At 36.5% G+C, this 23,413-nt stretch carries 17 protein-coding genes and 5 pseudogenes; 7 read left to right on the forward strand and 15 right to left on the reverse strand.

Translation table 11 applies throughout. From position 1 onward, the window contains the following. Positions 1 to 73: 73 nt before the first annotated feature. The 3 genes and pseudogenes from tyrS to AC01GB_RS16565 all read right to left on the reverse strand — a co-directional run bounded on the left by tyrS (position 74) and on the right by AC01GB_RS16565 (position 3,264). Positions 74 to 1,348: a tyrosine--tRNA ligase gene (gene tyrS, locus AC01GB_RS16555; protein WP_474452732.1), complete on the reverse strand. Its 1,275-nt coding sequence runs from the start codon at positions 1,346 to 1,348 to the stop codon at positions 74 to 76. A 116-nt stretch (positions 1,349 to 1,464) separates the two neighbouring features. Then, positions 1,465 to 2,118, reverse strand: a complete 654-nt coding sequence (gene pdxH, locus AC01GB_RS16560; protein ID WP_474452733.1) for a pyridoxamine 5'-phosphate oxidase — start codon at positions 2,116 to 2,118, stop codon at positions 1,465 to 1,467. A gap of 37 nt (positions 2,119 to 2,155) precedes the next feature. After that, a pseudogene (locus AC01GB_RS16565) lies at positions 2,156 to 3,264 on the reverse strand (anhydro-N-acetylmuramic acid kinase). A gap of 325 nt (positions 3,265 to 3,589) precedes the next feature. Here AC01GB_RS16565 and AC01GB_RS16570 point away from each other — a divergent pair. Further along, complete coding sequence (locus AC01GB_RS16570) at positions 3,590 to 4,057, forward strand: outer membrane lipoprotein (RefSeq protein WP_474452734.1); 468 nt, start codon at positions 3,590 to 3,592, stop codon at positions 4,055 to 4,057. 98 nt (positions 4,058 to 4,155) lie between these two features. On the opposite strand, the pseudogene slyA reads toward AC01GB_RS16570, so the two are convergent. After that, positions 4,156 to 4,590, reverse strand: a pseudogene (gene slyA, locus AC01GB_RS16575) (transcriptional regulator SlyA). A gap of 919 nt (positions 4,591 to 5,509) precedes the next feature. On the opposite strand from slyA, the gene gloA reads away from it, so the two are divergent. Next, positions 5,510 to 5,917 (forward strand): lactoylglutathione lyase, encoded by a 408-nt coding sequence (gene gloA, locus AC01GB_RS16580; RefSeq protein WP_474452735.1) that lies wholly within the window; start codon positions 5,510 to 5,512, stop codon positions 5,915 to 5,917. Positions 5,918 to 6,034: 117 nt separating this feature from the next. Then, positions 6,035 to 6,676, forward strand: a complete 642-nt coding sequence (gene rnt / locus AC01GB_RS16585; protein WP_474452736.1) for a ribonuclease T — start codon at positions 6,035 to 6,037, stop codon at positions 6,674 to 6,676. 73 nt (positions 6,677 to 6,749) lie between these two features. On the opposite strand, the gene AC01GB_RS16590 is transcribed toward rnt, so the two are convergent. Beyond that, the gene (locus AC01GB_RS16590; protein ID WP_474452737.1) at positions 6,750 to 7,097 is read right to left on the reverse strand and encodes a Grx4 family monothiol glutaredoxin; all 348 of its coding nucleotides are present in this window, start codon (positions 7,095 to 7,097) and stop codon (positions 6,750 to 6,752) included. A 243-nt stretch (positions 7,098 to 7,340) separates the two neighbouring features. On the opposite strand from AC01GB_RS16590, the pseudogene sodB reads away from it, so the two are divergent. Further along, positions 7,341 to 7,924: pseudogene (gene sodB / locus AC01GB_RS16595) on the forward strand (superoxide dismutase [Fe]). 228 nt (positions 7,925 to 8,152) lie between these two features. Here sodB and AC01GB_RS16600 read toward each other — a convergent pair. Further along, on the reverse strand, positions 8,153 to 8,566 hold the full coding sequence (locus AC01GB_RS16600) for a hypothetical protein (protein WP_474452739.1): 414 nt from the start codon (positions 8,564 to 8,566) through the stop codon (positions 8,153 to 8,155). An 814-nt stretch (positions 8,567 to 9,380) separates the two neighbouring features. On the opposite strand from AC01GB_RS16600, the gene pykF reads away from it, so the two are divergent. Together pykF and AC01GB_RS16610 are read left to right on the forward strand one after the other, a co-directional pair. Further along, a complete protein-coding gene (gene pykF / locus AC01GB_RS16605) occupies positions 9,381 to 10,787 on the forward strand; it encodes a pyruvate kinase PykF (RefSeq protein ID WP_474452740.1) in 1,407 nt (468 codons plus the stop codon). A gap of 404 nt (positions 10,788 to 11,191) precedes the next feature. Beyond that, positions 11,192 to 11,428: a major outer membrane lipoprotein gene (locus AC01GB_RS16610; protein ID WP_474452741.1), complete on the forward strand. Its 237-nt coding sequence runs from the start codon at positions 11,192 to 11,194 to the stop codon at positions 11,426 to 11,428. A gap of 174 nt (positions 11,429 to 11,602) precedes the next feature. Here AC01GB_RS16610 and AC01GB_RS16615 read toward each other — a convergent pair whose 3' ends face one another. From AC01GB_RS16615 to AC01GB_RS16655, 9 genes and pseudogenes are all read right to left on the reverse strand, one after another. Further along, positions 11,603 to 12,520, reverse strand: a complete 918-nt coding sequence (locus AC01GB_RS16615; protein WP_474452742.1) for a L,D-transpeptidase family protein — start codon at positions 12,518 to 12,520, stop codon at positions 11,603 to 11,605. An 80-nt stretch (positions 12,521 to 12,600) separates the two neighbouring features. Continuing rightward, on the reverse strand, positions 12,601 to 13,029 hold the full coding sequence (gene sufE, locus AC01GB_RS16620; protein ID WP_474452743.1) for a cysteine desulfuration protein SufE: 429 nt from the start codon (positions 13,027 to 13,029) through the stop codon (positions 12,601 to 12,603). 31 nt (positions 13,030 to 13,060) lie between these two features. Further along, positions 13,061 to 14,323: a cysteine desulfurase SufS gene (gene sufS, locus AC01GB_RS16625; RefSeq protein WP_474452746.1), complete on the reverse strand. Its 1,263-nt coding sequence runs from the start codon at positions 14,321 to 14,323 to the stop codon at positions 13,061 to 13,063. A gap of 1 nt (position 14,324) precedes the next feature. Further along, on the reverse strand, positions 14,325 to 15,644 hold the full coding sequence (gene sufD / locus AC01GB_RS16630) for a Fe-S cluster assembly protein SufD (RefSeq protein WP_474452747.1): 1,320 nt from the start codon (positions 15,642 to 15,644) through the stop codon (positions 14,325 to 14,327). Further along, positions 15,619 to 16,365 (reverse strand): Fe-S cluster assembly ATPase SufC, encoded by a 747-nt coding sequence (sufC, locus tag AC01GB_RS16635; protein WP_474452748.1) that lies wholly within the window; start codon positions 16,363 to 16,365, stop codon positions 15,619 to 15,621. The genes sufD and sufC overlap by 26 nt, the downstream gene beginning before the upstream one ends. A gap of 44 nt (positions 16,366 to 16,409) precedes the next feature. Next, positions 16,410 to 17,909: a Fe-S cluster assembly protein SufB gene (gene sufB / locus AC01GB_RS16640; protein ID WP_474452749.1), complete on the reverse strand. Its 1,500-nt coding sequence runs from the start codon at positions 17,907 to 17,909 to the stop codon at positions 16,410 to 16,412. A 3-nt stretch (positions 17,910 to 17,912) separates the two neighbouring features. Beyond that, positions 17,913 to 18,290, reverse strand: coding sequence for a Fe-S cluster assembly scaffold SufA (gene sufA / locus AC01GB_RS16645; protein ID WP_474452750.1), 378 nt, complete (start codon positions 18,288 to 18,290; stop codon positions 17,913 to 17,915). A gap of 329 nt (positions 18,291 to 18,619) precedes the next feature. Further along, positions 18,620 to 19,031 (reverse strand): annotated as a pseudogene (locus tag AC01GB_RS16650) (hotdog fold thioesterase). After that, positions 19,028 to 22,008: pseudogene (locus AC01GB_RS16655) on the reverse strand (FAD-binding and (Fe-S)-binding domain-containing protein). Before AC01GB_RS16655 ends, AC01GB_RS16650 begins: the two co-directional pseudogenes overlap by 4 nt. Before the next feature lie 214 nt (positions 22,009 to 22,222). Between AC01GB_RS16655 and ydiK the strand changes: the two are divergent. Next, entirely contained in the window at positions 22,223 to 23,332 is a 1,110-nt protein-coding gene (gene ydiK / locus AC01GB_RS16660) for an AI-2E family transporter YdiK (RefSeq protein WP_474452751.1), read from the forward strand. The last annotated feature ends 81 nt before the right edge of the window (positions 23,333 to 23,413 follow it).

Raw genomic sequence — 23,413 nt, forward strand, 5'->3', positions numbered from 1 at the left:
AATAAATACCAATAAGTTAATCGCTATGTTAGACAAAACTTATAGTGATTAAATTTACCCTACTATGCTACCATTATTGCCAATTAACTAAGCAGTAATGTTTTTTACCACGCCTGATCAAAGAATAACGGCCAAATAGACGATCTTCCGCAGTAAAAACATATTCAGCATCAATACATTTCTTACCATTAATTGCGACCGCATTTGAGTTTATCATCGTTCTAGCCTGACCTCGTGACGGGACCAATTTCGCCTCAACTAATGCCTGCTGTAAATCTGCCCCTGAATTTAATTTGATCATAGGCATGCCATCTTGCGCCAACTGAGCAAAATCAGCTGCAGTTAATGCAGCAATCGTATCGGAAAATAAGCTTTCGGTTATCCGTTTGGCAGCCTGTAAGCCCTCATCGCCATGTACTAACTGAGTAACTTTCTCTGCTAATACATACTGTGCTCGTGGGGCTTTACCACTGTTTTGATCCTCACTTTGCAAGGCGTCAATTTCTTCAATTGGCATAAAGGTAAAAAACTTAAGAAAACGGTACACATCCGCATCAACAGTATTAACCCAAAATTGATAAAACTTATATGGGCTGGTTTTTTGCGGATCTAACCAAACCGCCCCCGCTTCGGTCTTGCCAAATTTAGCTCCATCAGATTTAGTAATTAACGGCACCGTCAAACCAAAAACCTGTTTTTGATGTAAACGTCGAATGAGATCAATGCCTGAAGTAATATTGCCCCATTGATCAGAGCCGCCTATCTGTAATTCAACATTATGTTGGTGACAAAGGTTGGCAAAATCATAAGACTGAAGCAAATTATAGGAGAATTCAGTAAAAGAGATGCCTGCATCATCGCGCTCAAGTCGTTGTTTAACAACTTCTTTATTGATCATTTGATTAACAGAAAAATGTTTACCGATATCGCGCAAGAAGGTCAAGACATCCATTTGACCAAACCAATCATAATTATTAACCACCTTGGCACTATTTTTACCACAATCAAAATTAAGAAATGGCGAAACCTGTTTACAAATTTTTTCTACCCATTGCTGCACTGTTTCATTCGTATTTAATTTACGTTCAGTGGCTTTAAAACTTGGATCGCCAATTAAACCTGTCGCACCACCCACTAAAGCTACTGGTTGATGTCCCATTTGCTGGAAACGCTTTAAACATAGCAAAGGAACCAAATGCCCTAAGTGCAAGCTATCAGCGGTTGGATCAAATCCACAATAGAGCGCTACTGATCCCTGAGATAGTTTCTCTATTAATGCCTTTTCATCCGTCAGCTGAGCTATTAAACCCCGCTCTTGCAATTGTTCAATTAGGTTCTTGCTAACCATCAATAACTCCATCAATTTTTTTATTTCATCGATTTTGTGGATAAATATAATATAAATAAGCGCAATAGAATAAAACGCGAGTCAAATAAGTGCCAGTTAAAAATCATTTTTTCCGTTTATGGCGCTAAGCGATCAATTTGCCAATGATCATGTTGCCATTGATACAAAAATCGATCATGTAGCCGTTTAGTGCCACCTTGCCAAAATTCAACACTGTTAAATCTCACGCGATATCCGCCCCAAAAACTAGGTAAGGGAATTTCACCATTTTTAAATTTTTGTTTTAATTTAAAAAATTTATTTTCTAATAGACTTCTAGCAGAAATTTTTGCTGATTGTTGTGAAGCCCAGGCCGCTATTTGACTATCTTTTGGTCGACTATGAAAATATTTTATTACCTCAAGTGGAGTGAGTTTTTCTGCTTCACCCAAGAAGCAAACCTGACGCTCTAACTGATACCAGGGAAATAGTAAACTGACTTTATTGTTATGAGCGATATGTTGTGCCTTACGACTAGATAAATTGGTATAAAATATCAGTCCATTTTTATCATAATGTTTAAGTAATACAATGCGTTGGTATGGTTGTCCATCGCTGTCTACGGTTGCAACAGACATGGCTGTTGGATCGGCTAATTTTGCTTCATAAGCCTGCTTTAACCAACGCTCAAACAATATTAATGGCTGGTCGGTTAAATCCTTACGTCTTAAACCACCTTGGGCATATTCCCGTCTTAAACTAGCAATATCCAACTGAATTTTTTCTACCATTTTTTGCCTCTATCTTGTTACAATAGATATCATGTTATTAACTATTAGCCGGATAAATTGCGCCTAATACTGTTTCCTGGTTAGCGCCAGTAACAGAAGGTAAATTGCCTGGCAAACCCGATAAGGCAAGAGCCGCTAGCCAAGCAAAAGCCAAAGCTTCGACATTATATCCACTCAAACCATATTTATCTGTTGATGCCACCACAATATTGTTTAACAATTCGCTTAACCTTGCCATAAGATAGCTATTTTTTAGCTCCTCCACCACAAAGCAACAAACAATCCGCTTTGTCATAAAGCAAAACCTGATCAACGATTGAACGGATGGTTAATTCTGCCAAAGTGGCCTGTACATCCTGGGCTGATAAATTTAAGTACGATGTCAGATATTTTTGTAATCAAGCAGAATTGAAATATTCTCTACCCGTACTTTTGGGCGCTGGCCGCTTAAAATAGGGATCCGCTAGTATTTCAGTCAGCAGCGACTTATTAACCGTCCTGAGCGCGCCCAATCGCCGTTATTATCATAAGGTTTATTTAAATGTTGACTGGCCCAGATATCCAACAGCATATTTCCAGGTCCGGTATCATAGCCTTTAATTATTGAATTTTCAAATAAAGTAGTAAGATTAGCGATGCCACCTATATTTAAAATAATACGATTTTCATCAGGATGACTAAGTACCTTGCGCTGAAAAGCAGGTACTAAAGGTACACCTTGCCCACCATACGCCATATCTCTACGACGAAAATCGCCTACTACGGTGATGTTAGTTAACGCAACAATTCTATTATTATCGCCTAATTGCAGAGTAAAAGGCCGTTGGCCAGTAGGTTGGTGCCAAACTGTTTGCCCATGACACCCTATCGCGGTAATATCTGTGGCCGATAATAATTGCTGTTTTAATAGGTTATTGATCGCTTACCATATAACGAGCCGAGCTGATAATCAATTTCACCTATTGTTGCTAAGGTGACCGCTTGACCTTGACATATAGACAAGACTTGATTTTTTAATTCAGTGGGAAAAGGAAAGGAAATCGCACCTAGCTGAATCACATTTTTGTCATCAATCTCAGCCAAAACAACATCAACCCCATCAAGACTGGTACCTGACCTCCCCCCTATATAGCGACCTGCTTTCATGTTTGACCTCTGATTATTTTATCTATACTTCGTTTTAGTCATTCAATATACTTATAGGCATAGTTTTTCACTTAAAACATTTAACTTATTGAAATAAAATAAAAAATAAAAATTTAAGGATATTTTAATTAAAAATAAATTAATTAAGCTGAATTTATTACTTTAAGAAAAAATTATTAATGTTTAGACTATATTTAGATTGTAGAAAGTAAATTAATTTTACTATTTGTCTGATTATCCAGTTCGGTTATATACAATAAATTATGATATTTGTGTATTCATGATTATTATTACACTGTAAATCAGATTTCCAAAAGGAGTAATCATGTTAAAGCAAGTTCTCGTCGGTATTTTTACAGTAACAGTTTTATCGGGCTGTATAAATACAGGTAGTCTTTCTGGGGACACTTATACCGCATCTCAAGCTAAACAAGTACAAACTGTGACCTATGGTACCATTACTCGCGTAACCCCGGTTAATATTCAGGCCGGTGGTGACGAAAACATCATAGGAGCACTGGGTGGTGCTGTTCTGGGTGGGTTATTGGGTAATACGGTTGGCGGGGGCACAGGAAAAACCCTTGCAACGGCAGCCGGTGCGATCGCCGGTGGCGCTGCCGGTCAAAATGTTCAAGGGGCACTTAACAAAACAAAAGGCGTTCAACTGGAAATCATGTTGGATAATGGCCGAGTTATCTCTGTGGTGCAAAAAGGTGATCCAAACAGCTTCCGTAATGGCCAGCGTGTATCTATTATAGGTAGTGGAAATAACATTACTGTTTCATCTCGTTAATTCAACTTAAATAGCATACGCAACTAGATTTAGATAATTAGCCGCGTATGCATTATATTATAACGCCATTTGTTCTTTTTTTATTGCGCTATCATTTATTACGAATGATTATGTAACCGAATAATATTTTGCTCGAGTTTTAATATCAATAAATAAAGTGTATTTAATTCATCATGTATAATACCTCCTAATATCTACTTTCGAGTTTTTTCAATTACATAATCAACCTGTTTAATAAATGGCATCGATTCTTCTGTTAATTTAATTCTTTTTGCTCGTCTGTCATTGACACAGGTGTGACGCGTGATCAATTTCTTTTCTTCTAATTGATCGAGAGTTCTAACTAGCGATGGTTGTTCAATACCTATTGCTTTAGCCAATTGAATTTGTGATTGCTCAGGTGGTAACTGGCTAATGTTATATAAGGTTACCCTATGAGTTTGGATGAGCTTTAATGGTTTCAGACGATGATCAATCAATGCCCGCCAGACTCGAACTAAACGCGCAAGATCAGTTCCTATTTTTGATTCCAATTGTTCCTCCTTAAAAATAGAATACCATCTACATCTATAATTATTAAATTGCCAATTAATATCCCAGAAACATATATCCATTTCTATTCACTAAGATATTAATATAGAAATGGGTAAATATTTATATTTATATTTATATTTATATTTATATTTATATTTATATTTATATTTATATTTAACATAATAATATATAAAATTATATTTCATTATTAGTATATTAAGTTGACTTAATTAGTGTTCTAATCATTACCCACTTATGTACCATATAAAACAAAAGGCTATTAGTTAAATATCCTTATAAGAATAGCCTTCATCTAAATTCTATTCTATATGCTTTTATATTAATATTATTTTTAATTTGCAAAAAATAGACAATAAAAAAATAAAAATCATTATAAAAAAAGTTATTATAAATATTCTTAAAAGCATTTATTCAGCTATACTTAGATACTAAGTCTATATTTATTTTTAATAAATTACCTGAAAGTTGAAAAAAAATAATAAAACCATATTATATCTTAAATAAATAATACCAAATAAAATAAGCTAATAAGTCAACAAATAATTTAAAAAAAATTATAGCCCGGTAATAAATGAATACATCGACTATTAGCAATAATAAAAAACAATTGTTATGCATTACTAATGCATAACTTGTAAATGAAAAATATCCGTTCAGTTTACAATATTATGATAACAAATAGCTTATAACAACATCAGCGATTAGCTATAATTGAATAGCTACTATAAAGTTAACTGAACGATATTTTTAAGCCGTAACAGTTGACACTAAAGTAACGCAATCAATTATATTGTAAATTTTAATTAATAAACCAACTATATAAATTGAAATAATAGTAAGGTTCACGTTATATTAATATCAGTAATGAATGGTTTTTAAACTTAAAAAGAGGCTTATATGCGCTTACTTCATACCATGTTACGGGTTGGCGATCTGCAACGCTCAATTCATTTTTATACTGAAATATTAGGTATGCGTCTATTACGCACAAGTGAAAATCCTACATACAAATATTCCCTCGCCTTCGTCGGCTTTGATGATGAAAGTAAAGGTACCGTAATCGAATTAACCTATAATTGGGGTGTTGAGCATTACCAGATGGGTACCGCATTTGGTCATATTGCATTAGGTGTTGATAACGTTGCAGATACATGTAGTAGTATAAAGCGAGCAGGCGGCAAGGTGACGCGCGAAGCAGGCCCCGTAAAAGGTGGCTCAACGATTATTGCATTTGTGGAAGATCCTGATGGCTATCAAATTGAATTGATTGAAAATAAAAATGCCAGTAATGCTTTAGGTAACTGACGCTTTTCGTCATTGATCGAACATCTATCCATACATTTTCTATACTTAAGCCAATTTATGCATTTTAGCCAAAATTTGGCATAATATCTTTATTCTCAAGTATAAAGTCTTAAGCAAATGTCTAATAAAAAAAATGGTGTTAACACGCTGGCAAAGCGTTTTCGAGGTTATTATCCTGTCGTTATCGATGTAGAAACTGGTGGGTTTAATGCACAACAAAATGCGCTATTAGAAGTTGCGGCTATGACGCTAAAAATGGATCAAGGGGGTTGGTTAGAGATTGATGAAAGACTCCATTTTCATGTTGAACCTTTTGCAGGAGCAAATATAGAAGCAACTGCACTGACTTTCACTGGCATCGACCCAACTAATCCTTTACGTAACGCTGTCGATGAGTATACCGCTTTACATACAATTTTTAAGATGGTTAGAAAAGGCATTAAAAATAATGATTGCAATCGGGCAATTATTGTTGCCCACAATGCCAATTTTGATCATAGTTTTATTATGGCTGCCGCTCAACGAGCAAATCTAAAACGTAATCCGTTCCACCCTTTTGCGACTTTCGATACCGCAACCCTCAGCGGGCTGGTTTTTGGTCAAACAATTTTAGCTAAAGCTTGTTATACCGCCGGGATCCCTTTTGATGGTAAACAGGCACATGGCGCTCTTTACGACACAGATAGAACGGCATTACTGTTTTGTGAAATCGTCAATAAATGGAAAAAATTAGGTGGCTGGCCATTAATAACCGATTAATTATCAAAGGCAGTGGTAACGCATAAATTTTACTGCCTTCTAATTAACTATTTATTTTGTAAGGGTTATTTAGCTACTCAGCGCCTGGCTGTTCTGAAGTGCGATATTTATCGGCAGTGGCGGTGATCAATTCCTGTAATTTACCCTGCTGATACATTTCAATAATGATATCGCAACCACCAATTAGCTCACCATCAACCCATAACTGAGGAAATGTTGGCCAGTTTACATACTTAGGTAACTCACTACGAATATCAGGGTTTTGCAAAATATCTACATAAGCAAAACGTTCACCACAAGCAGAAAGAGCTTGAACCGCCTGGGCAGAGAAACCACAGCTTGGAAATTTAGGTGAGCCTTTCATGTATAAAAGAATTGGATTTTCTTTTACCTGTCGTTCAATTTTTTCTATTGTCGTCATTGTTACTTCCTTAAAAACTAAATCTATTATTTTGCACTACGCGAACATAACATTGATATAGAATACCATTTTCTATCAATACTTGATAACCCTTTGCTGCTATCTTTATTATGTTCCAATCATATTTAATAAAAATTGATTAACATAATTATTAAGTTATCTATATAAAAAATGATAATTTCAATATGTTTATATTTTGTATTTATCAACTGGTTGCGCGATACGAATAAAAAGGAGTCTGCAATGTCTTTCCAATTACCGCCATTACCTTATGCTAAAAATGCTTTAGAGCCCCATATTTCTCAAGAAACGTTAGAATACCATTATGGCAAACACCATAGCACTTATGTCAATAATCTAAATAATTTAATTAAAGGGACTAACTTTGAGGGTAAATCATTAGAAGAAATTATCAGAACCGCACAAGGAGGCATTTTTAATAATGCTGCCCAAGTGTCTGGAACCATACCTTTTATTGGCACTGCTTAGCGCCTAATGCCGATGGCGAACCAACAGGTCAAATAGCTGAGGTCATTAATCAACATTTTACTGATTTTGAAAAATTTAAGCAGCAGTTTACCGATGCGGCGATTAAAAGTTTTGGTTCAGGCTGGACATGGTTAGTCAAACAGGCAAACGGAAAGCTCTCTATCGTCAATACTTCTAATGCCGCCACACCAGTCAGCGATGATGATAAACCATTACTGACTGTTGATATATGGGAGCATGCTTACTACATTAATTATCGTAATGCACGGGCAGAATATTTGACAAATTTTTGGTCGCTGGTTAACTGGCTATTTGTCGAACAAAATGTGTTGCCATAATTTATTGGATATGATTTGAAAAAATGTTAAAAATTAAACAGCCACAACAAACAGACTCCTGGCTATGGCTGTTATTAAATATTGTCACAAACAGCAATTACATAATTAATATTAAATAACATCGTAAATTACATTATTTATAATACTGGGTTAGTAGATAAACGAATTTTATCATTAATCTAGCCGCTACATCACTGTGAATTTTTCTCTTAATTAGTTGTCTATTGCTCAGTTAATTGATGGATCATCATCTTCAATTGGCGCTCTAACTAAAGAAATGCTTTCATTTGGCATTTCAGCTTCATCATTAATAGTAAGCGCTGAATTCTCCCTTAAAGTTGCCCGATATTCGGCTGCTCTTATTGCAGGAAGATTGGCTTCTTCAAAGTTTTCTTGCTCGCTTTGCGCTAGCAACCTATCAAACTCATCAACATTGAGAGTAGAATTTGTACTATTTTTTTCGCTATTTAATGATAAAAATTCACTTCCTGCTGGCTGAAAGGCTCGCGCACGTTCTAATTGTTCGATATAGGGTCTGAAATCGCAGAATGTTTCTTCAAAGCACTCCACTTCTTGAGCTAAATCAAAATTGGGATTACTAAGTGGTGAAAGCCGAATATTATCATCCGTGTTGAATGACATATTCGACCGCTAATAAAGAGATATTCCAAGAGCAATGTCTATAGTCATATTCAAGGTCATATTAGGCACTAGCTGCTCATCTTCTGATCGAATCTTAGTGCATTATTGATAACGTTTGGTGGTTTGTACTTGTCGATTGCGCCGTACCCAAACCTGTTCCGTTATTGATTGCGGCCGACTGCCATTGGATATGATTATTACTAACTGTTCGGATCTGCTGTCCTATTTGGGCCCAATTGGTTGCGATGAAGAAATAGTAATATCACCTACCTCACCAATTTGAATAGCCGTTACACGGTTATGCGATTGAGTATGATTAATCTGATTAAACATAAATATCCTCTTTGATTTACTTATAAATATTTAGCTAAATCCAATTTTAAAAAATTAAATATCAAATATTTTTTTTATTTAATATAAAATAACATTATTCCCTTTCCAGTATACAATAAACATTTAGTTTATCAGTCAAATTTTATCATTTCAGATAAAATCTAACGGCACTGTTATCTGCTAGTAAATATTGTGGTGATTAGCTTATGTTTATATTGGTTTCTCGTTGATAGCATGAATAGTAATAACTACAATATCATAATAAGTTATATATCATTCAAATGATGCAACTGGCAATATATGGCCAGTTGCAATAATAAGGCATGATATTTATACTTGTGCCACTTACTTTATCATTATAAAATACCAGTGGATTTTTAGCTATTCGTTACGGCGTATAACCTATATCAAAACAAAAACCTGATATAAACACCGCAATTAATTAATAAAATACTGCTATAAAACCTGTAGATTAATTGTCATGAAAAAAACCAAAATTGTTTGTACTATCGGCCCTAAAACTGAATCTGAAGAAAAACTCTCACAATTACTTAATGCTGGCATGAATGTCATGCGGCTAAATTTCTCACATGGTGATCATGAAGAACATGGTCAACGCATTAAAAATTTACGTGCGGTCTGTAGCCAAAAAAACCAACAGGCTGCGATATTATTAGATACAAAAGGGCCAGAGATCCGCACAATGCGGCTTAAAAACGATGTATCGCTAATCGCTGGGCAAAATTTTACCTTTACCACCGACACCTCAGTGATTGGTAATCAAGATCGGGTTGCTGTGACCTACTCCGGTTTACCTGATGATCTTAAACCAGGTAATACTATTCTGGTTGATGATGGCTTAATCGGTATGGAAGTTTTATCCGTTACCGCTAGTGATGTCATCTGTCGAGTACTTAATAATGGCGATTTAGGTGAAAATAAAGGCGTTAATTTACCTGGCGTTTCAATCGGCTTGCCGGCACTGGCAGAAAAAGATAAACAAGATCTGATTTTTGGTTGCCAGCAAGGCGTTGATTTTGTTGCTGCTTCCTTTATCCGTAAACGCGCTGATGTAGAAGAAATCCGCGCCCATCTAGCGCAGCATGGTGGTAAAAATATCCAAATAATCTCTAAAATTGAGAATCAAGAAGGATTAAATAACTTCGATGAAATTTTAGAAGCCTCTGATGGGATCATGGTGGCACGTGGTGATCTTGGCGTCGAAATCCCAGTTGAAGAAGTTATCTTTGCGCAGAAAATGATGATCGAAAAATGCGTTGCTGCCCGTAAAATTGTCATTACGGCCACCCAAATGTTAGATTCGATGATCAAAAATCCCCGCCCTACTCGTGCGGAAGCCGGTGATGTTGCTAATGCTATTTTGGACGGTACAGATGCCGTTATGCTATCTGGCGAGAGCGCGAAAGGAAAATATCCTATCGAAGCGGTAAAAATTATGGCGACTATTTGCGATCGTACCGATCGTTTTATGCCAAGCCGCATTGATGATAGTAAAATAAACCAAAAATTACGCATTACTGAAGCAGTTTGTCGCGGTGCGGTTGAAATGGCAGAAAAGTTAAACTCTCAATTGATTATCGTGGCAACCTATGGCGGTAAATCAGCAAAATCAGTACGTAAATATTTTCCAACAGCCCCGATCCTTGCTTTAACAACTAATGAAGAAACTGCCCGTCAATTATTATTAGTTAAAGGCGTTATTCCACAATTAGTCAAAGAAATTGCCTCTACAGACGATTTCTATCGTATTGGTAAACAAGTTGCTTTAGCCAATAATATGGCCGAAAAAGGTGAAGTTGTTGTTATGGTTTCAGGAGCATTAGTGCCAAGTGTTACAACAAATACCTCATCTGTCCATATCTTATAATTCTATTAGCCAAAAATTAATATTTCCAGCCCAAAAGATCATAATCGACATGTTATTTAAAAAATAACTGTTATCGCATTAATTTTATTTTATATTTGCAGTAAAAAATAATTGACAAAATAACGCCATGAAATAATTAAAAATTGCCGTCTACTCAAGCAAAATGAACAAAAAAAAACAAATAAATTTATTGTCTTTTCTTAATTTTATTAAACAACTTGTCAGATTTTAAGTAAAAAATATTCTAATTAAGTACTAGTATAAGAATAAGTAAGTATTCTGCCTGAATTTGAAAAAAATCTAATAATTCAAAGTTAGAGACAGAAATTTATTCTCTGTTTTACCAGGAATGTGCAATACTTACCTTGCTACTTGGAGATTAACTAAATCTAGAGGGTAATATAATGAAGCGTACTAAAGTTGTACTGGGCTCTATCGTTCTGGCTTCTGCTTTGTTAGCAGGCTGTTCAAACAGTAGCCAAATTAGCAAACTGTCCTCAGATGTACAAACGTTAAACAGTAAAGTCGATCTACTATCCAATGACGTTCAGTCATTACGTACTGATGTTCAGACTGCTAAAGATGAAGCTGCTCGTGCTAATCAACGTTTGGATAATCAAGTTCGTAGATATAAAAAGTAATCCAATTGCATTTAACGGATCACTGGATATACTAATAAGGCACCCATCGGGTGCCTTATTATTTATTACATACAACTAATTTTTAATAATACCATTATCTGATTATTAATTAATTCACTATTTTTTATAAAATAGAGTAAATCTACTCATAATACATCACCATCTAATATTAATTTAGGTCTTATTTACCCTAACCGGCATTCCTGAGCGGCGTGCTACGGCTTGAGCAACTAATCTCTGATCAATACCAGGTTGTTGCAAAAATGCCTTAAACTCATTGCTATATACTAATGGCATCGTTTGCGGATCATCAGATTCACGTTTAGATAATGGTTGATGAACTTCGATATAATAGCTTCCATCTGGCTCTTTAGAGTACTTAATCGGCTCATTAATTACCTGTACGCGAGTTCCTACCGGTATAGAGTAGAATAATGCTTGTATATCCTCAGGTCTTAAACGAATACAACCGGAACTAACACGTAATCCAATACCAAAATTGGCATTAGTACCATGGATCAAATATTGTCCCTTACCATAAGATAATCGCAAGGCATAAAGCCCCATAGGATTATCAGGCCCAGCAGGAAATACCGCCGGCAAAATAACGCCATCGGCAGCATAACGTTTACGGATATTCGGCGTTGGTGTCCAGCTTGGATTTTTAATTAATTGACTAACAGTCGTCACCATTTTAGGCGTATTAGCGCCCAATTGGCCGATACCAATAGGGTAAACCATGACTTTATTGCTTCCTTTAGGAAAATAATACAGTCGCAATTCGGCTAAATTAACGATGATACCATCACGCTTAGTCGCAGGTAATAACATTTGCGATGGAATAATCAATGTTTTACCCGCTTTAGGTAAATATGGATCGGTTCCTGGATTAGCTTCCAACATACCCAGCAAACCTATCTGAAATTCACTTATAATAGCTTCCAGTAGACGCCCATCATTAGGCACCACATAATGACTATTTTCACCAATTAAGCGTGCTGTAGTGGATGGCAAGGAGTATTCAGCAGCACTGACATTGAAAGTCAGCCCGCTTAAAAACAACAAGCCGATAAAAAATAGAATTCTCTTCATACTTTTTCCTCCTAAGGAACGTACAAAGTTTATCGGGTGAATAAGAGTCACTTTAATAATATCAGTAGTTAACTAAATGTTTAAGTGCTTAATTGGATAATTTTTTCAGCTCGCTGACGGATTGTTCTGATCATAGCATGCAATCCCTGGCTTCTTGATGGCGTTAAATGCTGCTCCAATGACAACTTTTGAAAAAATGCTTTGCTATCTGTGGTCAAAATTTGTTGTCCGGTTTTATTTTGAAAAATAATTATTACTAATGCAATCAATCCCTTAACTATAGCAGCATCGCTGTCGCCAGCAAATTGGATCTTTGCGTCACTATCTGGCTCCATAACAATCCAAACCTGGCTTTGACAACCTGAGACCTGATTTTTCACTTGTTTTTGTCTATCGCTAAGAGGTAATAATTTTTCCCCTAATTCAATTAAATAAAGATATCGCTCTTCCCAGTTTTGACAACGTGAAAAATTATGCAACAATTTATTCTCATCAGGCAAGGCTGACATCATTCTACCCTTATATGTACTTTAAAGCAGATTAAGTTAGTAATTTTTCAATATGTTGTAGTTTTTCAACCAAAATATCAATCTCTTCTTTAGTAGTATAAACCGCTAGCGAAGCTCGACACATAGCTGGTACTTGATAAAAATCCATCAATGGCAACGCACAATGGTGGCCTGTCCGTATTGCAATTGCATAATTATCTAAAAAACTACCGACATCATAAGCATGATGCTCGCCTAAATTGAAAGCAATAACTCCCTGGCGCTCATCTGAGCCGTAAAGACGCAAAGAGTTTACCGTACTTAAACGCTGATTAGCATACTGCATTAATGCCGTTTCATGAGCAGATATTTGTTGATAACCAATATTATTAACATAACGTAAAGCCTCACCTAAACCAATAATACCAACAATATTGGGTGTGCCTGCTTCAAATCGCCATGGCGCCTTTTCGTAAGTGATATTTATTATTGCTGGCTCTGACTCAGATAACGTCATACTCACTTTATCAATCATGGCTCCCCCACCTTGCCAAGGTGGTAAAGCATTTAATAAGGCCTTTTTGCCATATAAAACACCTATACCAGTAGGTCCATACAGTTTGTGACCGGAAAAAACATAAAAATCACAATCTAAATCTTGGACATCAATCATTTGGTGCATAATACTTTGCGCACCATCAAGCAAAATATGCAATTGTGCTGCTTTTTGCTCTGCACATTGGCGCGCATAGGCAATAATCTGTTTTGCTGGATTAACGGTTCCCAAAACATTCGACATGTGGGTAAAAGAGAGTAACCGAGTCCGGCTATCGATTAGCCTATCTAATTGTTCAAAAATTAATTTCCCATCATTATCAATAGGTAATATACGAATATCAAAACCAATCTGGCTTGCAAGCAGATGCCAAGGAACTATATTAGCGTGATGCTCCATTTGGCTAATGATAATATTATCGCCTGGTTTGATAAAACCATGTCCATAACTATTAGCAATTAAATTTATGCCTTCTGTTGTTCCTTTAACAAAAACAATTTCTTCAGAATCAGCTGCATGAATAAAATCAGCGACTTGCTGACGAACATTTTCCACCATCGCTGTGGCTTCACTACTCAAGCGATGGATCCCTCGGTGTACCGCCGCATAGTGATGACAAAGAAATGACCTTTGCTTTTCTATCACTTGGAGCGGTTTTTGCGCACTGGCTGCACTATCCAAATAAACCAACGGTTGATTGTTGATTTTTTCTGCCAGCATAGGAAAATCTTTGCGAATGGATGCCACTGAAAATGTCATATTAAATCCCTGCCAAGCGCTGCTGAATAATATCCATTACCTTGTTACTTACAGCTTCACTATCAATAGCTTCGATGACTTCAGCTGCAAAGGCCACCATAATCATATGATTTGCATCATTGAGATGAATACCCCGTGAACGTAAATAAAACAGCTGTTCATCATCAATCCGGCCTACTGTAGCGCCATGACTACACTTAACATCATCAGCATAAATTTCTAACTGCGGTTTGGTGTCAATTTCGGCTTGTTTACCTAATAACAAGTTATTATTTGTCATTTGACCAGCGGTTTTAAGTGCCTGTGGCGCAACTTTAATCATACCATTAAAAACAGCTTTACTTTCATCCTGCACGATCGTTTTATGCAACTGGCGACTTTTACAAAATGGCTGACTATGTTCAAGATAAGTTCTGGTATCAACAATTTCTCTATTTTGTGGCAACAATAAGCTATTGAGTGTTAATCTGCTACCCGCTCCATTTAATTTCACACTGGTATGATGGCGAAGTAATGCTGAGCCGATAAAAATACCACTACTGTTTATTTGACTATCTCGACCTGACAAGATGTCATTATGGGCAAAATGGTGACTTTGGTTGTTTTCAACGCAAAGTTTGATATGGCTAAAATGACTATTATCATCTATATTAGCGGTCAATCGACTACCTGTCAGATGCGGCTTATCATCAACAGAAACAAAATGTTCAATAACTTGCGATTTGCAATTAGCACCAATCTCTAAATGATAGCGATAGTGACTAGTATTAACATAATCATGGTGATTTGAACCAGAGGTAATATTCAATATATAAAGCGGTTTTTGTACCTGTTGATTAGCGGCCAATTTAATCATTAGGGGTTGAGCGGCCAGACTTTCAGTTAAATACAGGAATATTTCATCGGTCACGATAGGCGCCGGAAGCTGTGCTTGCGCATCCATCATTTGAATTTGATAAGGGCCAAAGTTATCGCTACTTAAGGTGGGGATAAGGCATCCATCAAACAAAACAATTCTCCAGCCGTCAAGGGAGATAGCCAGCTGTTTTAATTGCTTAGCAGTAATGGTGTTAACTTTATCACTATTTAATTGGTATTGAGCGTTAAGTACTTTTGCCAACGGCGTATAATGCCACTCTTCATGACGAAATGGCGGAAAACCAATTTTCTCTACCTGCTGCCAATAGGCCTGAGCTTGTTTTTCGCTTGCTCTTTTACTGGCATAAAAAAGTGTCGCAAACCTTTTTAGCGCCTGTTGATTTAACTTTGTGACTTGCTGCTGTTTTTCTGCTCTTTCACTGTTGATCAATAAGCCAGCCATAGCCTTGTACCTCCAGTTTTTTAGCCAAGGTAAAATCACCTGATTGAATAATTTTGCCTTGATAGAGAACATGAACAAAATCAGGCTGTACATAATCCAAAATACGCTGATAGTGAGTAACGATGATAAAAGCTCTTTCAGCGCCACGAAGTGAGTTCACACCATTAGCCACAACTTTTAAGGCATCAATATCAAGACCCGAGTCGGTTTCATCTAAAATACATAACTCAGGCTCTAACGCTGCCATCTGTAAAATATCATTGCGCTTTTTTTCTCCACCAGAAAAACCGACATTTACTGATCGAGTAAGTAAATCTTTCGGCATATCAAGTAGTTCAATTTTATCTTCAATAAAATCCTGAAAATCAAATCTATCTAGTGGTGGCTGCTTACGATACTCTCTTACTGCATTAACCGAGGTTTGTAAGAAAAGTTGATTACTTACGCCAGGAATTTCCACTGGATATTGAAAGGCTAAAAATATACCTTCTCCTGCACGTTCTTCCGGCGATAACTCAAGCAAATTTTTATTTTTGAATAGAATTTCACCCTGTTCTACTTGATATTCTTCACGTCCTGCCAGTGTCGCTGATAATGTACTCTTGCCTGATCCATTAGGCCCCATGATTGCATGTACTTCACCCGCTTTTACTTCTAGATTTAATCCGTTAAGAATTTGATTACCTTCAATACTGACATTTAAATTTTTAACACTTAACATTTCATTGGCCTTTGAATAACTGAGTATTCTTTTAATAAGAACCATCAACCCACACTATGTTCCAAACTAATTGCTAACAATTTTTGTGCTTCAACGGCAAACTCTAATGGTAATTCAGAAAAGACATCTTTACAGAAACCATTTACGATCATCGAAATAGCGTCATCCTCACTAATACCTCGTTGCAAACAATAAAAGAGTTGATCTTCACCAATACGAGATGTTGTAGCTTCATGCTCTAACTGTGCACTACTATTTTTTACTTCAATATAAGGAAAAGTATGCGCGCCACATTGAGTGCCAATTAACATAGAATCACATTGGGTATAATTTCTGGCATTTTCTGCCATCGGTAAAATCTTTACTAAACCGCGGTAACTATTTTGACTACGACCAGCTGAGATCCCTTTAGAGATGATGGTGGAATGCGTATTCTTACCAATATGGATCATTTTTGTACCGGTATCAGCCTGTTGATTACCATTGGTTAATGCCACTGAAAAGAATTCCCCCACCGAATTATCCCCTTGCAAAATAACACTAGGATATTTCCAAGTAATAGCCGAACCTGTTTCAGACTGCGTCCAGGACATTTTGGTATTCTCACCCTCGCATAAGGCGCGTTTGGTGACAAAGTTTAAAATGCCACCGGTTTCACTTTCACCACCTGAAAACCAGTTTTGTACGGTAGAATATTTTACTTCAGCATCTTTATGAATAATAACTTCAACTACCGCAGCATGTAATTGATAGCTATCTCTCACCGGAGCAGAGCATCCTTCAATATAACTAACGTAACTACCTTCATCAGCAATCAAGATAGTGCGCTCAAACTGACCGGTCTTAGCCGAATTAATACGAAAATAGGTTGATAATTCCATCGGGCAACGAACTCCTTTTGGCACATAAACAAATGTCCCATCAGAAGCGACAGCAGAATTTAATGCCGCAAAAAAATTGTCTCGATTAGAAACGACCGTACCAATATATTTTTTTACTAACTCAGGATACTGTTGGATAGCTTCACCAAAAGAACAAAAAATAATACCAAGTTTCGCTAATTCGCTACGATAAGTTGTTGAAACAGAAACAGAGTCAAAAATAGCATCTACCGCAACCGATTTACCCTCACGGACTGGTATACCAAGTTTATTAAATGCTTCTTCAACTTCGGCGGTCAGATAATTATTGCTATGCTCATTCCCACCCGCTGCCGATGAATCAGTTTCAGTTTGACAAGTATCATCGCAACTATTGCAGGATGGCGCTGCATAATAACTATATTCCTGGTAGTTTAAATCAGGATAATAGCCTTTAAGCCAGTGGGGCTCTTCCATACCCAACCAATGTTGATAAGCCTCTAAACGAAACTGCAACATCCAATCAGGTTCATTACGTTTGGCTGAAATCGCTTTGATGACCTCTTCATTGAGACCTTTAGCTAATTCATCCGTTGCAACCTGAGTGAAAAAACCCTCTTTATAACGATGCTCCGCTAACCATTGTTGAACATCATCACCAATTTCTATATTACGCTGTGACATAATTTAATTCACTTCAATACCAAAGCTTTCACCACAACCACAAGCGTGTTGAGCCTTAGGATTATTAAATTTGAATACTTGATTGAGTCCCTCACGAACATAATCAACCTCAGTACCATCAATAAATGGCATTGCTCTTAGAGGAACAAAAAGTTTGGCGCCATTATTTTCAAACAGCAAATATTCTTTAGTTGGATTATCTATCAATGCAATGACATAACCAAATCCTGCACAACCTGATTGCTTGATATTAAGAGATAATCCCTGGTTAGCAGGATTTTTTTTCATTAATTTAAGAATTTGAGCAGCTGCTTTATCGGTTATGGTAAGGCCCTGCCAAGTTATTTCATTCAAAGAAAAAGTATCAACATACTCTGCCATTATTGACCTCACGAAACTAATATTTTGACTAGATTACACTATCAATCTAACTAGACTTTTTTTGTTTAATATTATATATGGTAATGATAACATTTCTCACTTCAACCATTTATTTTAAGCAGAATATTTTTATTAGAGTGTTTTTTCAGCAAAAAGTGGCGTTTATTTTACTGTTTTTTTACGATTTTTAATTTATCAATCATATAAACATTTTGATAAACATTAAAAAAATAAAATAAACTCGCAAATTCAGCAATATTTAACGTGACGAACAAAGTATCGCTAAATCATCGAGCTTTTGTCGTTTAGTTATCTTTAAGTGCTAATAATTACATGATTACTGTTGTCAAACGACAAATACAACTCAGTCTTAATTGTTCATCAAAGATTTTTATCGACCAGACTTGTTGCCGGCGACCTAGATGAATTGGACTACATACGCCACGTACCCTTCCTGAATATACCGGCCTAATATGGCTAGCATTAATTTCGGCGCCAACTACTTTTCGATTATCTTGAGTATAGAGATAACCAGCTATCGAGCCTAACGATTCGGCTAACACCACCGAAGCACCACCATGTAGTAATCCAAACGGCTGCATGGTACGTTGATCAACCGGCATTGTTGCTTCAATAGTATCGTCACTGATACTTAACATAACAATCCCTAAATGGGATAACATGCTGTTATCACCCCCAACTATTAATTTCTTCGAGGGTATAAGAACGTTGCCAAATCATTTAAACATCTCCAATAACGCTTGTAAAGGATGTTTTATTATTTCATTTTCAATTCGTTTTACTTGACTGCGACAAGAGTAACCTGTTGCTAGACAACGTGTTTTGGGTAATTTTTGTAATCGATTTCCCCAAGATAAGGCATAAATTCCCTTTGAGTTAGCCAGATGTTTAACCTCATGACCATCAGTTCCTGCCATGCCGCAACAACCAACATTAATATTAATCAGTTGACGACCAAGCTGAGCAAAAATTTTAATCCATTGTTGAGCACTATCAGCTAACAATGACATTTCGGTACAATGCCCTAATAGATACCATTTTTCAGCCGTTAACTTCGCTGCTGGCTTTGGCACTAATACTGTCATCAGCCTCATTAACTAATTTAACTTCGAATTTACCCGTTTATTACCAAGGATCTGGCTATATTCATCGCGATAACAGAGCACTAAGGCTGGATCAATACCGACCATCGGAATTTATAATTGCGCTAAGCGGTTAAGAAAATCCGCTGTTTTTTGCGCTGTTTTGGCAAAACGGGTTAAATATCCTTTAATATGCAACACTTTTCCATTAGCAGAAAATGGCAACAATATAGGCCTATAACCTAGTATTTCAATTAAATGGATAAAATCGCAACTACCTTTGCATCATAATAACTAGTAAATGGATCTTGGACGACAAAAACAAATTGGCTGCGATTCTCTTCAGGTAAGCTTTCTAATTGTGGCAATGACAGAGACAATGCTGCATGACCAGCCAATTGTTGTTGTAAACTGGGTGTAGACAGTTGAGGAAAATCCGTTAGTCCAATCACCTTGTGACCTAGGGTTTGTATCCACCCTTGCCGTAATATAAAATTAAACCAGCGTGGTTGTTTTGCCATGAGCGGCAAAGTTAATTCAATATTAGCAACCACGTAGTCACTAATTGGTCGCAAATAACGACTATAATAGAGGGCTAAAAATTTTGCCCTAAACGATGGAACATCAATTTTAACTGGGCATTGGGTTGAACACGCTTTACAGGCTAAACAACCCGCCATCGCCTCTTTTACTTCATGGAAAAAATCATACTGTCTACTCTTAGCTCGCAAGGTATGGTATAGGCGTGTTATTTTTTTCGGCCAAGAGAGTTTATAACTATCAATATCTTCTGCAAATAATGCTAAGTTTACGCCTTGCTTAACCTGTAATCTTAACCATTCATTAATGTTGCTCGGCCTTTTGGCGAATGAATTCGTTGCTGGGAAATTTTCATTGAAGGACACATTGGACTATTAACGTCAAAATTAAAGCACAAGCCATTACCATTGCAGGCCATAGCCTGCTCAAATGTTTCCCTCACTTTGATCGGGATAGTGCGATCATAGGTTCCTCTTTTTACAGAATCGATAGGCATTAACGTGAGCGCTACATTAATTGATGAGCATATTTTTCCTGGGTTTCATTGATTAAAGGGATCAAATGCGGTTTTAATTTGACAGAGTATTTGATAAAGCTTTTCACCAAAAAATTGTGGGCCATAGGCGGAGCGAAAACCTTTACCGTGTCCCCCCATAATAAGCCGCCATATTTAGCGGTAAGTTGAGCAATTTGACCTGAAATTTGTTTCATTCATACTTCTTGTTGAGGATCACACATATCCATCACCGGGCGAACATGTAATACCCCTGCATCAACATGTCCAAACATGCCATAAGCTAAATTATTGTGGTCAAGCAACGCACGAAATTCAGCAATGTAATCGGCTAAATGCTCCGGTGGCACGCAAGTATCCTCTACGAACGGTATCGGTTTTGCTAATCCTTTGGTATTAGCCAATAGGCCAACTGCTTTTTTTCTCATCGTACAGATATTTTCAATATCTGCTAATTGATGGCATATATGATAATCAAGGATCCCCGAATTACCGGCTTAGATTAACTTATCCAATTGTGAACATAAACGAGTTAATTGTTGATTAATTTTTTCTTCACTAACCCCACTAAATTCAACAATATTTAATGCTGATAATTTTTTGTCATCAACATCGTTAATTAATTTACTCACTGAATACCAGATAATATCATCACGCGCTAAAGAGAGGATTTTAGTATCAACCGTTTCCACTGATAATGCTTTGGCTACCACCATAACTTGTGCATTACGTAACGCTGAATCAAATGAGTCATACTTTATATTAACTAATCGTCTTATTTTAGGTAATGGAGTAATATTTAGCTTAGCTTCGGTAATAAAAGCCAGCGTCCGTTCAGAGCCGGTTAAAAATCTATTTAATCGTGGAAATTTAGCCAAAATTAGCTGTCGCTGCTGACGACAATGGTGATACACGATGCTATATATGCGACCAATAGTTGATTGCTGCTGTGAAAAACGCTCCGCCAACTCAACTGTCATCGAATAGGTTTCTAATACCTCTCCACCAAGTAAAATAGCTTTAACACTCAGTACATGATCCGATGTTTTACCATAAACTAATGAGCCTTGACCTGAGGCATCAGTATTGATCATGCCGCTCAAGGTGGCTCGATTACTGGTTGATAATTCAGGTGAAAAAAATAACCATAAGGTGCCAAAAATTGGTTAAGTTGATCTTTTATCACACCGGCTTCGACTCTAACCCATTTTGCTGCGACATTAATTTGCAAAATTTTTTGCATATAGCGCGACATATCAACCACAATGCCTTCAGTCAAAGCCTGGCCATTGGTCCCTGTGCCACCACCTCTGGGTGTAAAGATTAATGACTGAAATTGTTTATCAATGGGAAGTTTCGCCAACAATTGAACATCGCTAGTCGAACGTGGATAGACAACAGCTTGAGGCGTAAGTTGATCAATACTATTATCTGTTGCCATTGATAAACGTTCAGCATAACTGGTGGTTAAATCTCCGCTAAAACCTCGGTCTTTTAATGTCGTTAAATAGGTTGTTATCTGCTGACTGATTTGATGAGCGCGTCCTATACGTGGGATCATTATACTAGTAAATCTTTTTAATTAGTGTTCACTTTGCAATTTATGTACTATCTTTGATTGAGAGTACATACCAGACAAAATTTGGCAATTAACATTTTGTAAACAATACAATTTTCATCATCACCCTACTTTTATTAGATACAAAAAACATGATTAATCATGTAATAGACAATTGATAATATGCACCCATCATTCTTTATAATCAGGCTAATATATGGAAAAAGCGCAATCCCCTAATGATTTACCCAAATTCATTTTTAGCATAATTGCTATTTTATTGATGATAGCTGCATGTTTTTGGGTATTGAAACCATTCATACTTGGTTTTCTCTGGGCAGGCATGGTGGTTATTGCAACCTGGCCATTATTTAAAAAAATTGAAAGTAAACTATGGCATAAAAAATGGCTAGCAAGTATAGCGATGACTCTATTAGTAATATTATTATTTGTTATTCCTTTTGCAATACTAATTGGTAGCATTATTCAAAACAGTGGCCCACTGATTGAATGGGCAAAATCACCAACTGAAATTAGATTACCCGAGCTATTGTGGTTAAAAAACCTACCCTTTATAGGTAATAAACTCTTTTATGGTTGGCATACATTGGTCGCTAATGGCGGTAATACATTAATTGCTAAACTACAACCGTATGTTGGAGAAGCAACCAGCTGGTTCTTAGCACAAGCCATTAATGCCGGGCGTTTCGTGTTTCATCTTGTCGTAATGTTACTATTTAGTGCATTACTCTATTTGAAGGGAGAAAGTGTTATATTAAGTATTCGGCATTTTGCCATTCGCCTGGCAGGTACGCGAGGCGATACCGCGATCCTACTTGCAGGCCAATCAATTCGCGCTGTTGCATTAGGTGTAGTAGTTACCGCATTAATACAAGCAATTACCAGTGGTATTGGTTTATCTTTAGCAGATATTCCTTATGCTGCGATATTAACAATTCTTATATTTGTATGTTGTGTTGCCCAACTTGGACCATTATTGATTATGGTACCCTCCATAGTATGGTTATTCTGGTCAGGCAATACCAGCTGGGCCATTATTATGATTGTATGGAGCATAATTGTCGCAACAATGGATGGCGTACTACGTCCTATTTTAATAAGGATGGGGGCGAATTTATCAATGATACTTATTTTGATTGGCGTTATTGGTGGAATTTTATCATTTGGCGTAATTGGTCTTTTTATTGGTCCAGTCGTTTTAGCTGTCTCACATAATTTACTAACCGCCTGGATGAATGAGGTTTCGAAACCAGCTAAGTTATCAAATAATTTAACCAAATCTAATTTATATAAGAAAGATCCTTAAATTAAAATGATTGACTTAATTAATATTCTTGTTAATCATTATACTTAAATTATTTGAAATTTGTTGCGCTAAAAATTTTCC

Source organism: Candidatus Arsenophonus phytopathogenicus (assembly GCF_056113345.1).

Excerpts from the sequence above, each read along its gene's own strand:
- gloA (WP_474452735.1), top strand. The coding sequence starts at position 5,510 with ATGCGCTTACTTCATACCATGTTACGGGTTGGCGATCTGCAACGCTCA.
- ydiK (WP_474452751.1), top strand. The coding sequence starts at position 22,223 with ATGGAAAAAGCGCAATCCCCTAATGATTTACCCAAATTCATTTTTAGC.
- AC01GB_RS16590 (WP_474452737.1), bottom strand. The coding sequence starts at position 7,097 with ATGACGACAATAGAAAAAATTGAACGACAGGTAAAAGAAAATCCAATT.
- sufD (WP_474452747.1), bottom strand. The coding sequence starts at position 15,644 with ATGGCTGGCTTATTGATCAACAGTGAAAGAGCAGAAAAACAGCAGCAA.
- tyrS (WP_474452732.1), bottom strand. The coding sequence starts at position 1,348 with ATGGTTAGCAAGAACCTAATTGAACAATTGCAAGAGCGGGGTTTAATA.
- pykF (WP_474452740.1), top strand. The coding sequence starts at position 9,381 with ATGAAAAAAACCAAAATTGTTTGTACTATCGGCCCTAAAACTGAATCT.
- rnt (WP_474452736.1), top strand. The coding sequence starts at position 6,035 with ATGTCTAATAAAAAAAATGGTGTTAACACGCTGGCAAAGCGTTTTCGA.
- sufC (WP_474452748.1), bottom strand. The coding sequence starts at position 16,365 with ATGTTAAGTGTTAAAAATTTAAATGTCAGTATTGAAGGTAATCAAATT.
- AC01GB_RS16615 (WP_474452742.1), bottom strand. The coding sequence starts at position 12,520 with ATGAAGAGAATTCTATTTTTTATCGGCTTGTTGTTTTTAAGCGGGCTG.
- pdxH (WP_474452733.1), bottom strand. The coding sequence starts at position 2,118 with ATGGTAGAAAAAATTCAGTTGGATATTGCTAGTTTAAGACGGGAATAT.
- sufB (WP_474452749.1), bottom strand. The coding sequence starts at position 17,909 with ATGTCACAGCGTAATATAGAAATTGGTGATGATGTTCAACAATGGTTA.
- AC01GB_RS16600 (WP_474452739.1), bottom strand. The coding sequence starts at position 8,566 with ATGTCATTCAACACGGATGATAATATTCGGCTTTCACCACTTAGTAAT.
- AC01GB_RS16570 (WP_474452734.1), top strand. The coding sequence starts at position 3,590 with ATGTTAAAGCAAGTTCTCGTCGGTATTTTTACAGTAACAGTTTTATCG.
- AC01GB_RS16610 (WP_474452741.1), top strand. The coding sequence starts at position 11,192 with ATGAAGCGTACTAAAGTTGTACTGGGCTCTATCGTTCTGGCTTCTGCT.
- sufS (WP_474452746.1), bottom strand. The coding sequence starts at position 14,323 with ATGACATTTTCAGTGGCATCCATTCGCAAAGATTTTCCTATGCTGGCA.
- sufE (WP_474452743.1), bottom strand. The coding sequence starts at position 13,029 with ATGTCAGCCTTGCCTGATGAGAATAAATTGTTGCATAATTTTTCACGT.
- sufA (WP_474452750.1), bottom strand. The coding sequence starts at position 18,290 with ATGGCAGAGTATGTTGATACTTTTTCTTTGAATGAAATAACTTGGCAG.